The sequence below is a fragment of the Rahnella laticis genome (assembly GCF_015644585.1).
Lineage (GTDB): Bacteria > Pseudomonadota > Gammaproteobacteria > Enterobacterales > Enterobacteriaceae > Rahnella > Rahnella laticis.
Map to the genome: position 1 here is coordinate 1 of NZ_JADOBI010000019.1, position 16,600 is coordinate 16,600.

General features: G+C 54.5%; 16 protein-coding genes. 13 read left to right on the top strand and 3 right to left on the bottom strand.

Translation table 11 applies throughout. From position 1 onward, the window contains the following. A partial coding sequence (locus tag IV433_RS25230; protein WP_195822787.1) for an integrase core domain-containing protein occupies nucleotides 1-88 on the top strand: 88 nt, incomplete at its 5' end. Nucleotides 89-145: 57 nt separating this feature from the next. Here the strand turns inward: IV433_RS25230 and fadL are convergent. Continuing rightward, nucleotides 146-1,423, bottom strand: a complete 1,278-nt coding sequence (gene fadL, locus IV433_RS25235; protein WP_195816405.1) for a long-chain fatty acid transporter FadL — start codon at nucleotides 1,421-1,423, stop codon at nucleotides 146-148. Nucleotides 1,424-1,839: 416 nt separating this feature from the next. On the opposite strand from fadL, the gene IV433_RS25240 reads away from it, so the two are divergent. From IV433_RS25240 to sixA, 4 genes are all read left to right on the top strand, one after another. Beyond that, nucleotides 1,840-2,172, top strand: coding sequence for a YfcZ/YiiS family protein (locus IV433_RS25240; RefSeq protein WP_195816404.1), 333 nt, complete (start codon nucleotides 1,840-1,842; stop codon nucleotides 2,170-2,172). A 204-nt stretch (nucleotides 2,173-2,376) separates the two neighbouring features. Continuing rightward, nucleotides 2,377-3,690 (top strand): acetyl-CoA C-acyltransferase FadI, encoded by a 1,314-nt coding sequence (gene fadI, locus IV433_RS25245; protein WP_195816403.1) that lies wholly within the window; start codon nucleotides 2,377-2,379, stop codon nucleotides 3,688-3,690. Next, on the top strand, nucleotides 3,687-5,855 hold the full coding sequence (gene fadJ / locus IV433_RS25250; RefSeq protein ID WP_195816402.1) for a fatty acid oxidation complex subunit alpha FadJ: 2,169 nt from the start codon (nucleotides 3,687-3,689) through the stop codon (nucleotides 5,853-5,855). Before fadI ends, fadJ begins: the two co-directional genes overlap by 4 nt. A gap of 447 nt (nucleotides 5,856-6,302) precedes the next feature. Then, a complete protein-coding gene (sixA, locus tag IV433_RS25255; RefSeq protein WP_195816401.1) occupies nucleotides 6,303-6,791 on the top strand; it encodes a phosphohistidine phosphatase SixA in 489 nt (162 codons plus the stop codon). 87 nt (nucleotides 6,792-6,878) lie between these two features. On the opposite strand, the gene smrB is transcribed toward sixA, so the two are convergent. Further along, nucleotides 6,879-7,418 (bottom strand): endonuclease SmrB, encoded by a 540-nt coding sequence (gene smrB, locus IV433_RS25260; protein ID WP_104924666.1) that lies wholly within the window; start codon nucleotides 7,416-7,418, stop codon nucleotides 6,879-6,881. Nucleotides 7,419-7,620: 202 nt separating this feature from the next. Between smrB and prmB the strand changes: the two genes are divergently transcribed. The 6 genes from prmB (at nucleotide 7,621) to IV433_RS25290 (ending at nucleotide 12,381) form a co-directional block, all read left to right on the top strand. Further along, a complete protein-coding gene (gene prmB, locus IV433_RS25265) occupies nucleotides 7,621-8,553 on the top strand; it encodes a 50S ribosomal protein L3 N(5)-glutamine methyltransferase (RefSeq protein ID WP_152324412.1) in 933 nt (310 codons plus the stop codon). A 74-nt stretch (nucleotides 8,554-8,627) separates the two neighbouring features. Next, the gene (aroC, locus tag IV433_RS25270; protein ID WP_195816400.1) at nucleotides 8,628-9,713 is read left to right on the top strand and encodes a chorismate synthase; all 1,086 of its coding nucleotides are present in this window, start codon (nucleotides 8,628-8,630) and stop codon (nucleotides 9,711-9,713) included. An 85-nt stretch (nucleotides 9,714-9,798) separates the two neighbouring features. After that, a complete protein-coding gene (gene mepA, locus IV433_RS25275; protein ID WP_195816425.1) occupies nucleotides 9,799-10,572 on the top strand; it encodes a penicillin-insensitive murein endopeptidase in 774 nt (257 codons plus the stop codon). Between the two features lie 47 nt (nucleotides 10,573-10,619). Further along, nucleotides 10,620-11,420 (top strand): sulfite exporter TauE/SafE family protein, encoded by an 801-nt coding sequence (locus tag IV433_RS25280; RefSeq protein ID WP_195816399.1) that lies wholly within the window; start codon nucleotides 10,620-10,622, stop codon nucleotides 11,418-11,420. A gap of 94 nt (nucleotides 11,421-11,514) precedes the next feature. Further along, complete coding sequence (locus IV433_RS25285; RefSeq protein ID WP_195816398.1) at nucleotides 11,515-12,072, top strand: elongation factor P hydroxylase; 558 nt, start codon at nucleotides 11,515-11,517, stop codon at nucleotides 12,070-12,072. A gap of 30 nt (nucleotides 12,073-12,102) precedes the next feature. Then, on the top strand, nucleotides 12,103-12,381 hold the full coding sequence (locus tag IV433_RS25290) for a YfcL family protein (protein ID WP_195816397.1): 279 nt from the start codon (nucleotides 12,103-12,105) through the stop codon (nucleotides 12,379-12,381). A gap of 70 nt (nucleotides 12,382-12,451) precedes the next feature. On the opposite strand, the gene mnmC is transcribed toward IV433_RS25290, so the two are convergent. Continuing rightward, complete coding sequence (mnmC, locus tag IV433_RS25295; protein WP_195816396.1) at nucleotides 12,452-14,482, bottom strand: bifunctional tRNA (5-methylaminomethyl-2-thiouridine)(34)-methyltransferase MnmD/FAD-dependent 5-carboxymethylaminomethyl-2-thiouridine(34) oxidoreductase MnmC; 2,031 nt, start codon at nucleotides 14,480-14,482, stop codon at nucleotides 12,452-12,454. A gap of 169 nt (nucleotides 14,483-14,651) precedes the next feature. Between mnmC and fabB the strand changes: the two genes are divergently transcribed. Continuing rightward, nucleotides 14,652-15,872 (top strand): beta-ketoacyl-ACP synthase I, encoded by a 1,221-nt coding sequence (fabB, locus tag IV433_RS25300; protein ID WP_101076146.1) that lies wholly within the window; start codon nucleotides 14,652-14,654, stop codon nucleotides 15,870-15,872. A 228-nt stretch (nucleotides 15,873-16,100) separates the two neighbouring features. Further along, nucleotides 16,101-16,574: a DUF2946 domain-containing protein gene (locus IV433_RS25305; protein ID WP_195816395.1), complete on the top strand. Its 474-nt coding sequence runs from the start codon at nucleotides 16,101-16,103 to the stop codon at nucleotides 16,572-16,574. Nucleotides 16,575-16,600: the final 26 nt, after the last annotated feature.

Consider the following 16,600-nt stretch of genomic DNA (forward strand, 5'->3'; position numbering starts at 1 on the left):
CAGGGAGTCGGTGGAAATCTACAACACGCAGCGGCCCCATCAGTCGTTAAAATACAAAACGCCCGATGAAGTTCATCGGGCGTTTTGAGGCTGAAAAGTGTCAACCTATATCAGGACTGGTCATGTGCTCGGTCGTGAAAAACGATTAGAAGCTGTAGTTAAAGTTCGCGCCGTACAACATCGCGGTGCCTTTAGCCTGGAACTCATAATTCGGCACGCCGTCAGCCACTTTCTCGCTGATATTCACCGTCTGGCCGTGCATATAGGAGACACCGACGTCCACGGAAGCATCTTTGGTAAACGCATACGTGGTACCGGCTGAAATCCAGAAACGGTCCTGATCCGGGATAGAAATGGTGCGGTTGTCCGCCGGAACCGGGCTGTCATCAAACGCGATACCGGTACGGAATGTCCAGTTTTCGTCGTAGTAATAGGTGGTACCCAGCGCGATGCGGTAAGCATCATGATAGCCTTCGTCTTTCTGGAACAGCGTCTGGCCCTGAGAACCGGTGGCTTTCAGCTCCTGGAACTGGCTCCAGCTGGTGTACGCCAGGCTATAGTGAATAGCCCATTTCGGTGCGACACGGTTATAACCTGACAACTCCCACATTTCTGGCAGGTTCAGGGTCAGGGAACCCGGAACCGTGTGGCCACCCGTGCCGCCCAATGCCTGCGGAATGCCGTTGCGGTATTCGCCATCGAAATCGATTTTCACTTCTGAACGATATGTGAAGCCGTAACGGTTGTTGTCATCCACTTCGTACAGGATACCGGCGTTCCAGCCGTAGCCCCATTCGTTGCCTTTCAGCTTAGCGGCTTCGGTATCAGCTGGCAGCAAACCGCCGGTTTTAATCGGCACCAGTTCGCCAGCAGTACGGCGGATTTTCGCTTTCGCATAGACCGCATCAAAGCCCAGACCGAAGCTGAAATGCTCGTTCAAACGGTAAGCGACGCTTAAGTTATTGTTGATGGTGGTCAGATCGGTTTCGCCACCAATCGGGCCTGCCGGATAATTATCATTAAACTCTGTCGCCAGACCGTAGTTTGAGGTCGCCGATGCGCCGAAAGCCCATTGCTCATTCAGCGGCATAATAAAGTGGATATTCGGAACCCACTGGTTCGGTGCAATGTTATTGGCACTGGTATCAGCACCCGTGACCGGAGACTTGCCTGTAACATCGACATCCGGGTCGACATAGATTGCGCCGATGGAAAACGCCGGACGATTAAACATTGTCATCGTCGCCGGGTTACGGCTTCCGGATGCTGCGGTATCAGCGATAGCGCCTTCACCCGAGAAGGAACGGCCTAAACCGGCGGCGGTGTATTCATTGAGCTGAAAACCTGCCGCGTATACGTTGGAGGAAACAATTGCCACTGCAGCTGCCAGAGCTGATCTTTTAAACAGGTTTTTCTGGTTCATGACCAAAACCTCAATTTTATGTTTTTATCAAACAATGTTACATCAAGTAACAATGAGCGCGGGATTGTAGGGTTCGTTATCAGTCTGACAAATCAGACCAGTGAGCGAAGTATAGGTCTGACCTGTGGTGTAGTTGCAATGATGTTTCATTGATATTTCTTATTTGATGCAAGAAATTGGATCCACTTAACAAAAAACCAACAATAAAAGTTCAATTAAGAAACGCTAAAGTGAGAACGTTGACGTATTAATCATCGATTCATTACATTTACGTGATCTGGATCACTTCAAAGGCACATAAAAAGTAAGTGCTAGCTGTAGCCCAACCGCTGGCGTAAAATACAGGCTGAAAATAATTCTTTAATTCGCAATCAGGCCAGACGGTGGACGTTGCCGTTGATGCCGGGGAGAAAATTATGTCTGACGTAACCATGTCCTCTAAATCCACCCAACCTCTGCATTCCATCAACAAATGTGGCGCCGAAGAAACGGCTGCCTGCTGTTGTGTTGATGTCGGCACCATTATGGACAACACCGACTGTACCGCTTCTTACCTGCGCGTCTTCGAAAACGAAGCGCAGGCCAAAGAAATGCTGCAAACCCTGACCGAACGCGCACGCGGCGTTGAATCAGAGCCTTGCGAAATTAACAGCAAGATTGAAAAAGTTGACGGTGGCGTTGAGCTGAAAGTGGATTTCACTTTCTCCTGCCAGGCAGAGACCATGATCTTCCAGCTCGGATTACGTTAATTAATCGTGCTTTTAAAATACCGCTGCCAGACAGCGGTATTTTTTTGTCTGCTATTTTTCCAGCCTCTTTCTTTTCACTCTCATTTCAGAAAAATTTGCTGTTGCTCGCACTTCATTACCTTTCACTTTGCCAAATGTAAATACATAGTTAACACTGAGTTATCAGGTCTGACCTCTTAAGACCCTATTTACTCAGGAGCTTGTATGAACAAAGTCATTCCACTGGTTACGCGTGAAGGCGATCGCATTGCGATTGTCGATGGTTTGCGCACGCCGTTTGCCAAGCAGGCCACCGCCTATCACGGGATCCCTGCTGTGGATTTAGGTAAAACCGTGGTCAGCGAGCTGCTGGCGAAAAGTGGAATCGATCCGAAAGACATTGATCAGCTGGTGTTCGGACAGGTTGTCCAGATGCCCGAAGCGCCGAATATTGCGCGCGAAATTGTGCTCGGCACCGGAATGAATGTTTCGACCGACGCTTACAGCGTTTCCCGCGCCTGTGCGACCAGTTTTCAGGCGGTGGCGAACGTGGCCGAAAGTATTCTCAGCGGCACAGTGCGCGTCGGGATTGCGGGCGGGGCCGATTCCTCATCGGTACTGCCGATTGGTGTCAGTAAACGCCTCGCCCGGGCACTGGTTGATGTCAATAAAGCGCGCACACTGTCGCAGCGCCTTTCGATTTTCAGCAAACTGAAATTACGCGATCTGCTGCCGGTTCCTCCGGCGGTGGCGGAATATTCCACCGGCCTGCGCATGGGCGATACCGCTGAACAGATGGCAAAAAGCCATGGGATTTCCCGCGAACAGCAGGATGAGCTGGCGCACCGTTCGCACACGCTGGCCGCGCTGGCGTGGGAACAGGGCTATCTGAACTCACAGGTGATGGCGGCGCAGGTTCCGCCCTATCGTGAAGTGCTGCAAAAAGACAACAACATCCGCCTGAATTCAGAAATCGGGCAGTACGCGAAACTGCGTCCGGCATTCGACCGTAAACACGGCACCGTGACGGCGGCAACCAGTACGCCGCTCACCGACGGCGCCGCTGCCGTTCTGATGATGAGCGAATCCCGCGCCCGTGAATTAGGGCTTGAGCCGCTGGGCTATCTGAAGAGCTTTGCGTTTTCCGCCATTGACGTCTGGGAAGACATGCTTCTCGGCCCGGCATACGCCACGCCGCTGGCGTTAGATCGCGCCGGACTGACGCTGGCGGATCTGGATCTGATTGATATGCATGAAGCCTTTGCCGCGCAGACGCTGGCAAATATCAAAATGCTGGCCAGTGACGAATTCGCCCGCGAAAAACTGGGGCGCAGTCAGGCCGTTGGCGAAATCGACTGGGATAAATTCAACGTTTTAGGCGGTTCGCTGGCCTACGGCCATCCGTTTGCCGCAACCGGCGCACGGATGATCACGCAAACGCTGCATGAATTACGCCGTCGCGGCGGAAAATACGGGCTGACCACCGCCTGTGCCGCCGGTGGTCTGGGTGCAGCAATGATTCTGGAGGCAGCGCAATGAGGGACAATATGGACAATTCCGTGCTGGCAGAACAGTCATCCGCAGAGCCGGTTTCCGCTTTCTCGCTGATGTTTACGGCAGAACATGTCGGCATCATCACCATTGATGTTCCCGGTGAAAAAGTGAATACCCTGAAGGCTGAATTTGCTCAGCAAATCTGCGCTATTTTGCAAAAAGCGCAGCAGTATCCGAATCTGAAAGGTCTGGTGCTGGTTTCCGGTAAAAGCGACTCATTTATTGCCGGTGCCGACATCACGATGATTTCCGGCTGCAAAACGGCGGCTGAAGCCAGCGAACTGGCGCAAAAAGGCCAGACGGTCATGTCGCAGATTGCGTCGTTTTCCGTACCGGTCGTCGCGGCTATTCACGGTGCCTGTCTCGGCGGCGGGCTCGAACTGGCGCTGGCGTGCCATTCGCGCGTCTGTTCGCTGGATGACAAGACGCAGCTCGGCCTGCCGGAAGTTCAGCTCGGGCTGTTACCCGGTTCGGGCGGTACGCAGCGTTTACCACGTTTAATAGGCGCGCCGAAAGCGCTGGATATGATGCTCACCGGGCGCAGCATTCGCGCGAAACAGGCGCTGAGAATGGGGCTGGTGGACGACGCCGTGCCTTATTCTATTTTGCTGAAAACCGCGCTGGAACGTGTCGCCAAAGGCCGAAAATCCCGGCCACCTTTACCGTGGCAGGCGCGGCTGGCGGGCGGTCCGCTGGGGAAAAGCCTGTTGTTCTATTTTGTGCGCAAACAGACCCGCGCAAAAACGCACGGTAATTATCCGGCCACGGAAAAAATTATTGATGTGGTGAAAACTGGCCTCGACCAGGGCAGCGGAAACGGCTATCAGGCTGAGGCCAAAGCGTTTGGCGAACTGGTGATGACGCCGCAATCTGCCGCGCTTCGCGGTTTATTCTTTGCCTCGACGGCGCTGAAAAAAGAAAAAGGCGCTGACGCTGAGCCGTTGCCGGTTCACCGCGTCGGGATCCTCGGTGGCGGGCTGATGGGCGGCGGTATTGCGAATGTCACCGCGACCCGCGCCGGGCTGCCGGTGCGCATTAAAGATATTAATCACGAAGGCATCCGCCACGCGCTGAAATACAGCTGGGATCTGCTGGAGAAAAAAGTCCGCAGCCGCAGGCTCACCCGTAACGAACAGCAGCGGCAGATGATGCTGATTTCGGGGACGACGGATTACAGCGGTTTTTCGCAGATTGATATCGTGGTGGAAGCGGTATTTGAAGACCTGGCGCTCAAGCAATCCATGGTGGCAGAGATCGAGAAAAATGCGGCACCGCGTACCATATTTGCTTCAAACACCTCTTCTTTGCCGATTCATCAGATTGCGGAAAAGGCCACAAGGCCTGAGCAGGTAATCGGCCTGCATTATTTCAGCCCGGTAGACAAAATGCCGCTGGTGGAAGTTATTCCCCATGCGGGCACCAGTGCGCAGACGATTTCGACCACGGTAACGCTGGCGAAGAAACAGGGGAAAACGGCGATTGTGGTCGGTGACAGCGCCGGGTTCTACGTAAACCGCATTCTTGCTCCTTATATCAACGAAGCGGCGCGCTGCCTGCTGGCCGGTGAGCCTGTCGATCACATCGATAATGCGCTGGTGAACTTTGGCTTCCCTGTCGGGCCAGTTCAGCTTCTCGACGAAGTGGGCATTGATGTCGGCACTAAAATCGGCCCGATTCTGGTGGAGGCGTTTGGCGAGCGTTTTGCCGCGCCATCCGGCTTTGACGCAGTCCTGCAAGACGACCGCAAAGGCCGTAAAAATGGCAAAGGTTTCTATCTCTACGGCCAGAAAGGGCGCGGGGCGAAGAAAAAACAGGTCGATCCTTCGGTCTATCGTTTGCTCAATGTCACGCCAAAAGCGCAGCTGTCGGGTGAAGAGATCGCACAGCGCTGCGTCATGCTGATGCTGAACGAAGCCGTCCGCTGCCTGGATGAAAATGTTATCCGCAGCGCCCGTGATGGTGATCTGGGCGCAGTCTTTGGTATTGGTTTTCCGCCGTTTCGCGGCGGGCCGTTCCGTTACATCGACACGCTCGGTGCTGCCAGCGTGGTGAAAACGCTGGAACAACTGGCGCAGCGTTACGGTGAGCATTTCACGCCGTGTGACGGTCTGCGTCAGCGGGCGGAGCAGGGCGGGCGTTTCTGTCCCTGAGAGAGGCGCGCGAAAAGGTCGGCAGAGTGTGACCCTCGTCACTGCTTAATGCTGAGTTTCGCGACAATCTGGAACAGATCCTGCTTGCCGCCTGACGACAGCGCGCGGGATCTTTTTTATGGTGAGGCCGGCTTTGTGTACGAACAATCCCAAGCGGTTGATCTACAACCCGAGTGGTTAAATATTCGCCTGAACAGTTTACAAGCTGTAAGGGTTGGTGTAAAAAACAGCGTTTTCTTTACGCGAACTTTCAGGCAAAATGCCCGACCGCTGTTGCTGCACAGACAGAATTTGTGGGCACAGCGTGTTAAGTGGATGTACTGCCTTACAGTTATCTTGTCATGAGAAGGGTCGTCCGAACGGCGATCAAAAAGGCTGGGCAATGGGTAATACAGCACGCAAGGCGTTTCTGTATAGCGCTATTTTTGTTAACAAAAGCGGTGCAATATGCAAGTTGTAATTATGCGTCACGGTGATGCGGTTCTTGAAGCAGCCAGCGATTCGGTTCGTCCGTTAAGCGAATGCGGATGTGACGAATCAGTACATATGGCGGCATGGCTGAATGGCCGGGGTATCACCATTGACCGCGTTCTGGTCAGTCCGTACCTGCGTGCGCAGCAGACACTCGAAAAAGTTCGTCAGTGTCTGTCTCTGCCTGAAAACGTTGAGATTGATATTCTGAAAGAACTGACACCGGGCGGCGATCCTGCTCTGGTTGCCAGTGAATTGCAGCATCTGGCGCAAACGGGCGTCAATGCGGTGCTGGTGGTTTCCCACCTGCCGCTGGTCGGTTACCTGGTCGCAGAATTGTGTCCGGGAGTTTGCCCGCCGATGTTCGCCACCTCTGCCATGGCAAGCGTGGAGCTGAATGCGCAAACCGGGCAGGGCAGCTTTGACTGGCAATTCAGTCCGTGCCAGGTGATGGCTAAGGTTTAATTTTCCGGGACGGAATATTAAACAAAAGAAAGGCACAGTCGTGGAAACGCGCTGTGCCTTTCTGCTTTCTGGTATTCGCCAATGTAGTCAGCTGATTTTGTCATCCAGTTCGACAAGCACCAGTAACGCCGCAGTGCCGCCCAACTCTTTGGGGGCCTGATGGAAGGCTTCAACGTCAGGATGCTGAGCCAGCCACAGCGGGGTTTGCTGCTTGAGAATATGCTTGCCGTGGCCGTGCATGACGCACGCACAGTGAACGTGTTCGCGGCGGCAGGCGGCGATCAGCGCCCCTAATTCCTGCTTTGCTTCTTTCTGCGTTAAACCGTGCAAATCAAGAAACAGCTCGGGGGAATAATCTCCGCGGCGCAATTTCTTCAATTCAAAATGGCTGACGTCTGGCCGGATGTGACGAACCGGGCCTTCTTCCTGCAACATCGGCTGGAATTCATCAGAAAAATAATAACTGGCGTCCACCTGCTCCTGAATCAGCTTTTTCGGCGACAGTTCTGACACTTTTTTCCGCAGCGGACGGTGAGTAATTGTATCGTTTTTCAGGCGCTTGACGCCCGGTACGGCTTCACGAAACAGGGCCGCTTCCTCCGGGCTCAGCCGGTGTTTTTTCTTCATTTTTTTATCGTCATTTTCGCTCAATTCCGACAGTGTACCTTCCGTCACCCTGCGGTTTAAAGAAAACTCAGGGTTAAATTCTTCGAGGCGTCGCGCAAGTGCGTTGACTAGCTGCTGATTTGTGGCGGGCTTCGTGGCAAACTATGCGGAAAATTACGGGTTAAACGTCTGTTAAAAACCCTGTACTGCCTGGAGAACAAAATTGGACAAAATTTTCGTCGACGAAGCCGTCAGTGAACTGCATACCATTCAGGACATGCTGCGCTGGACCGTCAGCCGCCTCAACGCGGCCAATGTTTATTACGGTCATGGCACCGATAATCCGTGGGACGAAGCCGTGCAGCTGGTTTTGCCAAGCGTGTTTTTACCGCTCGACATTCCTGAAGACATGCACACGGCGCGTCTGACCTCCAGCGAGCGTCACCGTATCGTTGAGCGCGTTATCCGCCGCGTCAACGAGCGCATTCCGGTCGCCTATCTGACCAACAAAGCCTGGTTCTGCGACATGGAATTTTATGTCGATGAGCGCGTTCTGGTGCCGCGTTCGCCGATTGGTGAACTGATTAGCCACCGCTTCTCCGGCATTTTGCACGACAAACCTCAGCACATCCTCGACATGTGTACCGGCAGCGGCTGCATTGCGATTGCCTGTGCTTATGCTTTCCCGGAAACGGAAGTGGACGCCGTGGATATCTCCGCGGACGCGCTGGCCGTGGCTGAGCGCAATATCGACACGCACGGCATCGAAAACTGGGTTACACCAATCCGTTCTGACCTGTTCCGTGAATTGCCGCCGCTGCAATACGACCTGATCGTCACGAACCCGCCGTACGTTGACGAAGAAGACATGTCCGATTTGCCGCAGGAATACCGCCATGAACCGGTGCTCGGTCTGGCCTCCGGCAGCGATGGCCTGAAACTGACGCGCCGCATTCTGGCCTGCGCACCGGATTACCTGACCGATGACGGCGTGCTGATTTGTGAAGTGGGCAACAGCATGGTACATCTGATGGATCAATATCCTGAGATCCCGTTCACCTGGCTGGAATTCGAAAACGGCGGTGACGGTGTCTTCATGCTGACTAAACAGCAACTGCTTGATTGTGCAGAAGAGTTCCGCGCTTACCGCGACTAAATACCCTGTTGACCGGCTGTGCGTCAGCCGGTCATTTTGCAAATAAACAACTTATAAATGGTTAAGGAGCCGTGATGGCAGGGAACAGTATTGGGCAGTTTTTCCGCGTCACCACCTTCGGCGAATCTCACGGTGTGGCACTCGGCTGCATCATTGACGGCGTACCGCCGGGCATCTCGCTGACAGAAGCAGACCTGCAACACGACCTCGACCGTCGTCGTCCGGGAACCTCGCGTTACACCACGCAGCGCCGTGAAGCGGATGAAGTCAAAATCCTGTCCGGCGTATTTGAAGGCGTAACGACGGGAACCAGCATCGGCCTGATTATCCAGAATACCGACCAGCGCTCGCAGGATTACAGCGCGATCAAAGACGTATTCCGTCCGGGCCATGCCGATTACACCTACGAACAAAAATACGGCGTACGCGACTATCGCGGTGGCGGCCGTTCTTCTGCCCGTGAAACCGCAATGCGCGTGGCCGCAGGCGCGGTCGCGAAGAAATACCTGCTCGAAAAATTCGGCGTAAAAGTGCGCGGCTATATGTCCCAGATGGGCGACATCACCTGCGAACTGAAAGACTGGGATCTGGTCGAAACCAACCCGTTCTTCTGCCCGGATGAAAGCAAACTCGAAGCGCTGGACGAACTGATGCGCAGCCTGAAAAAAGAAGGCGACTCGATTGGTGCCAAAATTACCGTGGTTGCCGAGCATGTGCCGGTTGGCCTTGGCGAGCCTGTATTCGACCGTCTCGATGCCGATCTGGCGCATGCGCTGATGAGCATTAACGCCGTAAAAGGCGTGGAAATCGGTGACGGTTTTGCCGTGGTCAGCAAACGTGGCAGCGAAAACCGTGACGAAATTACGCCAAACGGTTTTGAAAGCAACCATGCGGGCGGCATTCTCGGCGGGATCAGCAGCGGTCAGCCGGTGGTTGCGCATCTGGCGCTGAAACCAACGTCCAGCATCACCGTTCCGGGACGCACCATTAACCGTGAAGGCGAGCAGGTCGAGATGATCACCAAAGGCCGTCACGATCCGTGCGTGGGGATCCGCGCCGTGCCAATCGCCGAAGCCATGATGGCGATTGTGCTGATGGATCACCTGCTGCGTCAGCGTGCCCAGAACGGCGACGTTCATTCCACCGTGCCACGCTGGTAAGCCTTCGATGAAATTCTTACGCAACGTTCCTGCGTTTAAAACCGCCTGCGCCAGTCTTCTGGCGCTCGCGCTCTGCGCACCGGCTATGGCGGCAACGCCCTGGCAGAAAATTACTCAACCGATTTCCGGCGCGCCGCAGGCAGTGGGAAGTTACGCCAACGGATGTCAGATTGGTGCACAACCTTTGCCGCTGAATTCACCGGATTATCAGGTAATGCGTACCGATCAGCGTCGTTATTTCGGCCAGCCGGATTTACTGGCGTTCATCACGCGACTCGGTACTCAGGCGCAGCAAAAAGGGCTGGGAACCATGCTGGTCGGCGATATGGCGATGCCTGCGGGCGGGCGTTTCAGCAGCGGACATGCCAGCCATCAGTCCGGGCTGGATGTGGATATCTGGCTGCAACTGCCCCGTCAGCGCTGGAGCGAGCAGATGTTGCTGAAACCACAGCCTATCGATCTGGTCAGTGCTAACGGCAAATCTATTGTGCCGGGCCAGTGGCAACCGCGTATCGAAACGCTGATCAAAATGGCAGCGCAGGATAAAGACGTGGTGCGCATTTTTGTGAATGCGGCGATCAAACAACAGCTTTGTCAGGATGCGGGCGCAGACCGTGAATGGCTGCACAAAGTGCGTCCGTGGTTTGGCCATCGTGCGCATATGCATGTGCGTCTGCGTTGCCCGGCAGGCAGTACCGAATGTGAAAATCAGGCTCCGCCGCCTCCGGGTGACGGATGTGGTGCCGAGCTGCAAAGCTGGTTCCTGCCACCGAAACCTCCGACAGGTAAACCGGTGAAATCTGAGCCACCTCCGCTGCCGCCAACGTGTCAGGCGCTGCTGGATAAACACGTTCTTTAACAACGTTTCAATAACTCTTCGCCACGTAAAGCGGGACTGATAGAAAAATGGACTGGTTGATTGTTGCCCCCTGGGTAGTAGGTGTTCTGTTTTTAGTCGCGTTAGTGGCGGGATTTATTGATTCAATCGCAGGCGGTGGCGGCCTTATCAGCCTGCCTGCATTGCTGGCAGCCGGGGTTTCTCCGGCTCAGGCGATTGCAACCAACAAGCTTTCGGCGGTAGGCGGTTCTTTCTCCGCCAGCCTGTATTTCGTGCGCCGGAAAGTGGTGGATCTTAACGATCAGAAGCTCAACATTGCCTGCACGTTTGTGGGTTCTGTACTGGGAGCGATCCTGATCCAGCGTTTACAGGCCGATATGCTGCGTCAGATCCTGCCGCTGCTGATCATCTGCATCGGGCTGTATTTCCTGCTGACCCCTAAACTGGGCGAAAGCGATCGCCAGCGGCGTCTTTCTGCGCTGCCTTATGCGCTGGTCGGCGGCGGCTGCGTCGGGTTTTATGATGGCTTTTTCGGCCCCGGTGCCGGTTCGTTTTACGCATTAGGCTTTGTGACGTTATGTGGTTTTAACCTCGCGAAAGCCACGGCGCACGCCAAGGTCCTGAACTTCACCTCAAACTTTGGTGGCCTGCTGTTCTTCATTTTGGGTGGCAAAGTGGTCTGGGGATTAGGATTTGTGATGATGGCAGGGCAGTTTATCGGCGCACGTCTCGGCGCGCGGATGGTACTCAGCAAAGGCCAGAAGATGATCCGCCCGATGGTGGTGGTGGTTTCCGTGGTGATGAGCTGTAAACTTATTTATGACAACCACGGTGCTGAAATCCACCAGTGGCTTGCCCTCCATATTTGAAGCTGCAGAATGCTTGCCCGAAGTCATGAAATAGGTCATTCAACCAAGGGTATATTGTCGCCCCTGATCTTACTTACAGAGTTTCACAGCAAATATGTCTGATTCGACTGCAACACATAACTATCATCAATTGATGGACATTTTTGATTCCTGTTTCTTTGAGGAATTCAACGTGCGCCTGGTGAAAGGCGACGACGAACCGATCTACCTGCCCGCCGATGAGCAGGAAACGTTTAACCGCATTGTGTTTGCACACGGCTATTACGCCAGCGGGATGCACGAGATTTCCCACTGGTGCGTCGCAGGCGCTGAACGCCGCAAGCTGGTGGATTTCGGTTACTGGTATTGCCCGGATGGCCGCGATGCGCAAACCCAAAGCGAATTCGAAAAAGTCGAAATCAAACCCCAGTCTTATGAATGGCTGTTCTGTGCCGCTGCCGGCTTTAATTTCAACGTGAGCTGTGACAACCTGAGCGGCGATTGCGAACCAGACCGCGTGGGCTTCCAGAACAAAGTGCGTGAGGAAGTGCTCCGCATGCTGGATCAGGGCATCGCTGAAAGACCGGCGCGCTTTATTAAAGCGTTACAATCGTTTTACAATACCGCCCCTTTAACGCCTGCGGATTTCCCTGCGTTGCAGCCGATTGAATAAAAAAACAGAGTCCGGATACGAGGAAGAGTAATGATCGCAGAATTTGAAACGCGGATTTTAACGCTGATCGACGACATGGTCGAAAGCGCCAGCGACGATGAATTATTTGCCAGTGGTTATCTGCGAGGCCATCTGACCGTCGCGGTTGCCGAGGCGGAAGAGAATGGCGAACATACCGCCGAAGCGCTGAAAATTCGTGTTCAGGATGGCCTGGATAAAGCCATCAATGCCGGTGAATTATCACCGCGCGATCAGGCTCTGGTTCAGGGGATGTGGGAGACTTTGTATCAGGCTTCTTTACCAAACTAGCCGGGATTTCTGTAAAAAAAAGCGCAGCACGGTGTTACGGCTGCGCTTTTTTATTGCCTGAAAAGGGCAATCAGCGGGATTCGACCGGGCGGCCTTTGAGTAATTTTCTTACCCACATCCGGTTCGGATTCAGCGCGGCCAGCGTTTCACTGTCCAGCGGCAATGGCTCACCGGCAATCTGCGCGGCCAGCACTTCGGCACCGAGCGGCGCAGAACTCAGGCCACGCGAGCCGAGTGCGCCAAACAGGAAAAGATTCTCATGCACCGGCGCATTGGCGACCGGACGATGGCGCTGAACGTCGAGATCTAACTTCTGATAACTTTCTAAAAGCGCCTCGTAATCGGAAACGGCCCCGATCATTGGCAGGTGATCGCGTGTGGCGCAACGCACGCCGTTCCGCGCCTGTGCGTCACTGACATCCACGTCTTTCGGCCATTGTTGCTCCGGCAGACAGTTCAGCAAACGCTGACGGTTTTCCTGCTGATCGTCTTCGCGGTAATCCGTACATTTATCGGCGCGATGATAGCTGGCACCGATGCAATGATGCTGGTTGAGCGGGTTCACCGGCGTCAGGTAGCCGTCGTAGCACAACACTTGTCTGAGCTTGCTCAGTTCCGGCGTGGTGGGAATATGCGAAACCTGACCGCTGACCGCGTAGACCGGCAGCTTTTCACTTTGCACGAAATCAGTGATATCTGCGCCATTTGCCAGCACCACAGCCTGATGGCGGGTTTCATGCCCGTCGGCAAATTTCAGCGTCCAGCTTTCGTTTGCGTCGCGGCTTAATTCCGTGACCCGCTGGCGATAATGCAGCGCTAATCCCTGCGTTTGCGCCAGTGCGAGCAGCGAGGCGGTCAGCTCCGCCGGGCATAACCATGCGCCAAGCGGATAGGTAATACCGCCGCTACCGCAAGGCAATCCGCATAAGGCTTCGACATCGGTTTCACTCAGCCCTTTCGCCAGCCCTTCCGGCCAGTTGCCGCCCAAAATTCCGTTAATTTTGCCCTGACTTTTTTCGTCATATCCCAGTTGGGTAACACCGCTCCAGCCGTGATCAAAAGGCACGCCCAGCTTTTCCAGCTGGAAATACTGGCGACGGGCGAACGTAAAGGCATGTGCAAAGAACTGTTCCAGCGTGTCGCCCCGGCCATTGAGCAGCGGATAAACCGCGCCCTGACGGTTACCGGATGCGCCCAGCGCCGGTTTTTCATCGGCGCAGTACAGCGTTACGGCATAACCACGGCGCAACAGCGCCAGCGAAAGTACGGCACTGGCGACGCCGCCGCCAAGAATCGCAAATTCAGTGGCATTTTTAGCAGGCGGGCGGAAATACCACGGTGCAGGATGAGGAATATCAATTCCCGCGGGCAAAACGCCGGATAACATATGCCGCTTTTCACCGAATCCGGGCACTTTTGCGATGTCAAAACCCGCGTCCTGCAAGCCGCGACGCACAAAACCGGCGACCGTGAAAGTGGCGAACGTTCCCTGCGGGCGGGTCATTTTGGCCATCGAACGGAAGAGTTCTTCCGTCCACATGTCCGGATTCTTTGATGGCGCAAATCCGTCCAGGAACCAGGCATCGACCTGCTGATTCATACTGGTGTCACATGCAGGCAGCAGGGTAGTCACATCGCCAAACCACAGGTCGAGCGTGATGCGCCCGCCCGCGAGTAAAAGGCGGTGACAACCGGCGAACGGCATCGGCCATTGTTCGCAAAGCTCGGCGGAATACGCGGCCAGTTCAGGCCATTGCGCATGGGCAGCAGCCAGATCGCTGGCGGATAAGGGGAATTTTTCGTAGCTGATGAAATGCAGGCGTTGCAGCGTGGCGTCGGGGCTTTCAGCGCGGAAAGCATCGAACGCCTGCCACAGCGTCAGGAAGTTCAGCCCGGTGCCAAAACCGGTTTCGGCAATGATGCAAAGCGGGCGAGGGTGGGCGGAAAAACGCGCCGGAAAATGGTTGCCATTCAGAAAGACATGACGTGTTTCCAACAAGCCGTCCTGATTGGAAAAATAGACGTCATCAAAATGTCGGGAAACAGGTGTACCCTGTTCGTTCCAGCTTAATTCAGCCGGCGTGATCGGGTTATGGCTCACGTGAAACTCTCTCAGTTCAAGGCGATGCCGGAGTTTAACGCTGCGTTTGACCTCGCGCAAATTTACCGCGATTTACACAAGGAATTGCTGATCGGACTTGTTCGGCGTACAACTGTACGCTAGAGTGCGTGACGAAATCCCAAATGGTGAATAGTACAAGAGGTATTAAATGAAACGTGCAGTGATTACTGGCCTGGGTATCATCTCGAGCATCGGTAACAACAAGCAGGAAGTTCTTGCATCTCTGCAGGAAGGTCGCTCTGGGATCACCTTCTCGCAAGAGCTGAAAGATGCCGGGATGCGTAGTCACGTCTGGGGTGATGTCAAATTAGACACCGCAGGCCTTATCGATCGTAAGATTGTGCGTTTCATGAGTGATGCCTCGATCTACGCTTACCTTTCCATGCAACAGGCGATTGAAGACTCCGGTCTGACCCCTGAAATGGTTTCTAACGAACGTACCGGCCTGATTGCAGGTTCCGGCGGCGGTTCTCCACGCAACCAGGTTGCGGGTTCCGACGGCATGCGTGCCAAAGGCCTGCGCGGCGTTGGCCCTTACATGGTGACCAAAGCGATGGCTTCCGGCGTTTCTGCCTGCCTGGCAACCCCGTTCAAAATTCGTGGCGTTAACTATTCCATCAGCTCTGCCTGCGCAACCTCTGCTCACTGCATCGGTAACGCGGTAGAAATGATTCAGCTCGGCAAACAGGACGTTGTCTTTGCCGGTGGCGGTGAAGAACTGTGCTGGGAAATGGCGTGTGAGTTCGACGCGATGGGCGCATTATCCACCAGCTACAACGAAACCCCTGAAAAAGCCTCCCGTACCTACGACAAAGCGCGTGACGGTTTCGTCATTGCAGGCGGCGGCGGTATGGTCGTGGTTGAAGAGCTGGAACACGCTCTGGCACGTGGCGCACATATCTACGCAGAAATCGTTGGCTACGGCGCAACGTCTGACGGCGCAGACATGGTAGCTCCATCTGGCGAAGGCGCAGTGCGTTGCATGAAAATGGCAATGAACGGCGTGGATACCCCAATCGATTACGTTAACGTTCACGGGACTTCTACCCCTGTCGGCGACGTGAAAGAACTGGGTGCAATCCGTGAAGTGTTCGGTTCCAAAACTCCGGCACTGTCTTCCACCAAAGCCATGACCGGTCACTCTCTGGGTGCCGCGGGCGTGCAGGAAGCTATCTACACCTTGCTGATGGCTGAACACGGTTTCATCGCGCCAAGCATCAACATCGAAAACCTCGATGAGCAGGCAGAAGGCATGGACATCATCACTAAACCGACTCAGCGCGAGCTGACGACTGTGATGTCCAACAGCTTCGGCTTCGGTGGTACCAACGCCACTCTGGTGATGCGTAAGCTGAAAAACGACAAATAATTCCTGTCGTTAAGCCATAAATTGAAGCCCGCTTAATGCGGGCTTTTTATATCCTTCATCCTTCAAGCCGCCTCTGCGTTGGCTTCGTTCGTTCACCCCGGTCACTTACTTCAGTAAGCTCCCGGGTTCATTCACTTGCCGCCTTGATGCAACTCGAATGATTTTGGATATCTAATCCAACATTTCAGGTACAATTTCGCCGGTTATTATTTTCACCTTGTTGACATAATGCTCTCACTCCAACGCCTTCATCACCGACATCGGCACTTCCCGGCCTGGCTGGGTATTGTGGCGATTTTGATGTTGTTTATCGCACCGGTGGTTTCTAAATCACGGGTGGCTGAGGGTGCGCAGCACATGATGATGCCCGGAATGGTGATGTCCGATATGGACATGCCGGACGGGGAAATGGCTGACATGGCGTTGTCAGACACCGAAACATCAGGTGAACATTGCCATCCGCAAGCCTGTAAAACGGCGCAACATGACACCGTGAAAGGGTTGCTTTCCGGCGATATGAGCGATGCTGCCTGCGGTTATTGTGTGCTGCTGGCGCATTTACCGCTGCTCGGTTTACAGGCCATGCCGATGCTCTGGTCGCTGGAGCTTTCCAGCCGTGCGCCTCCGCGTTCTCTCAAACAACGTTATGTACCTTCGCTGTTCTTTACCGATTCACAACCCCGCGCTCCGCCTGTTTTCTGATCTTCCCTTTTTAAGCCATTCCTTTT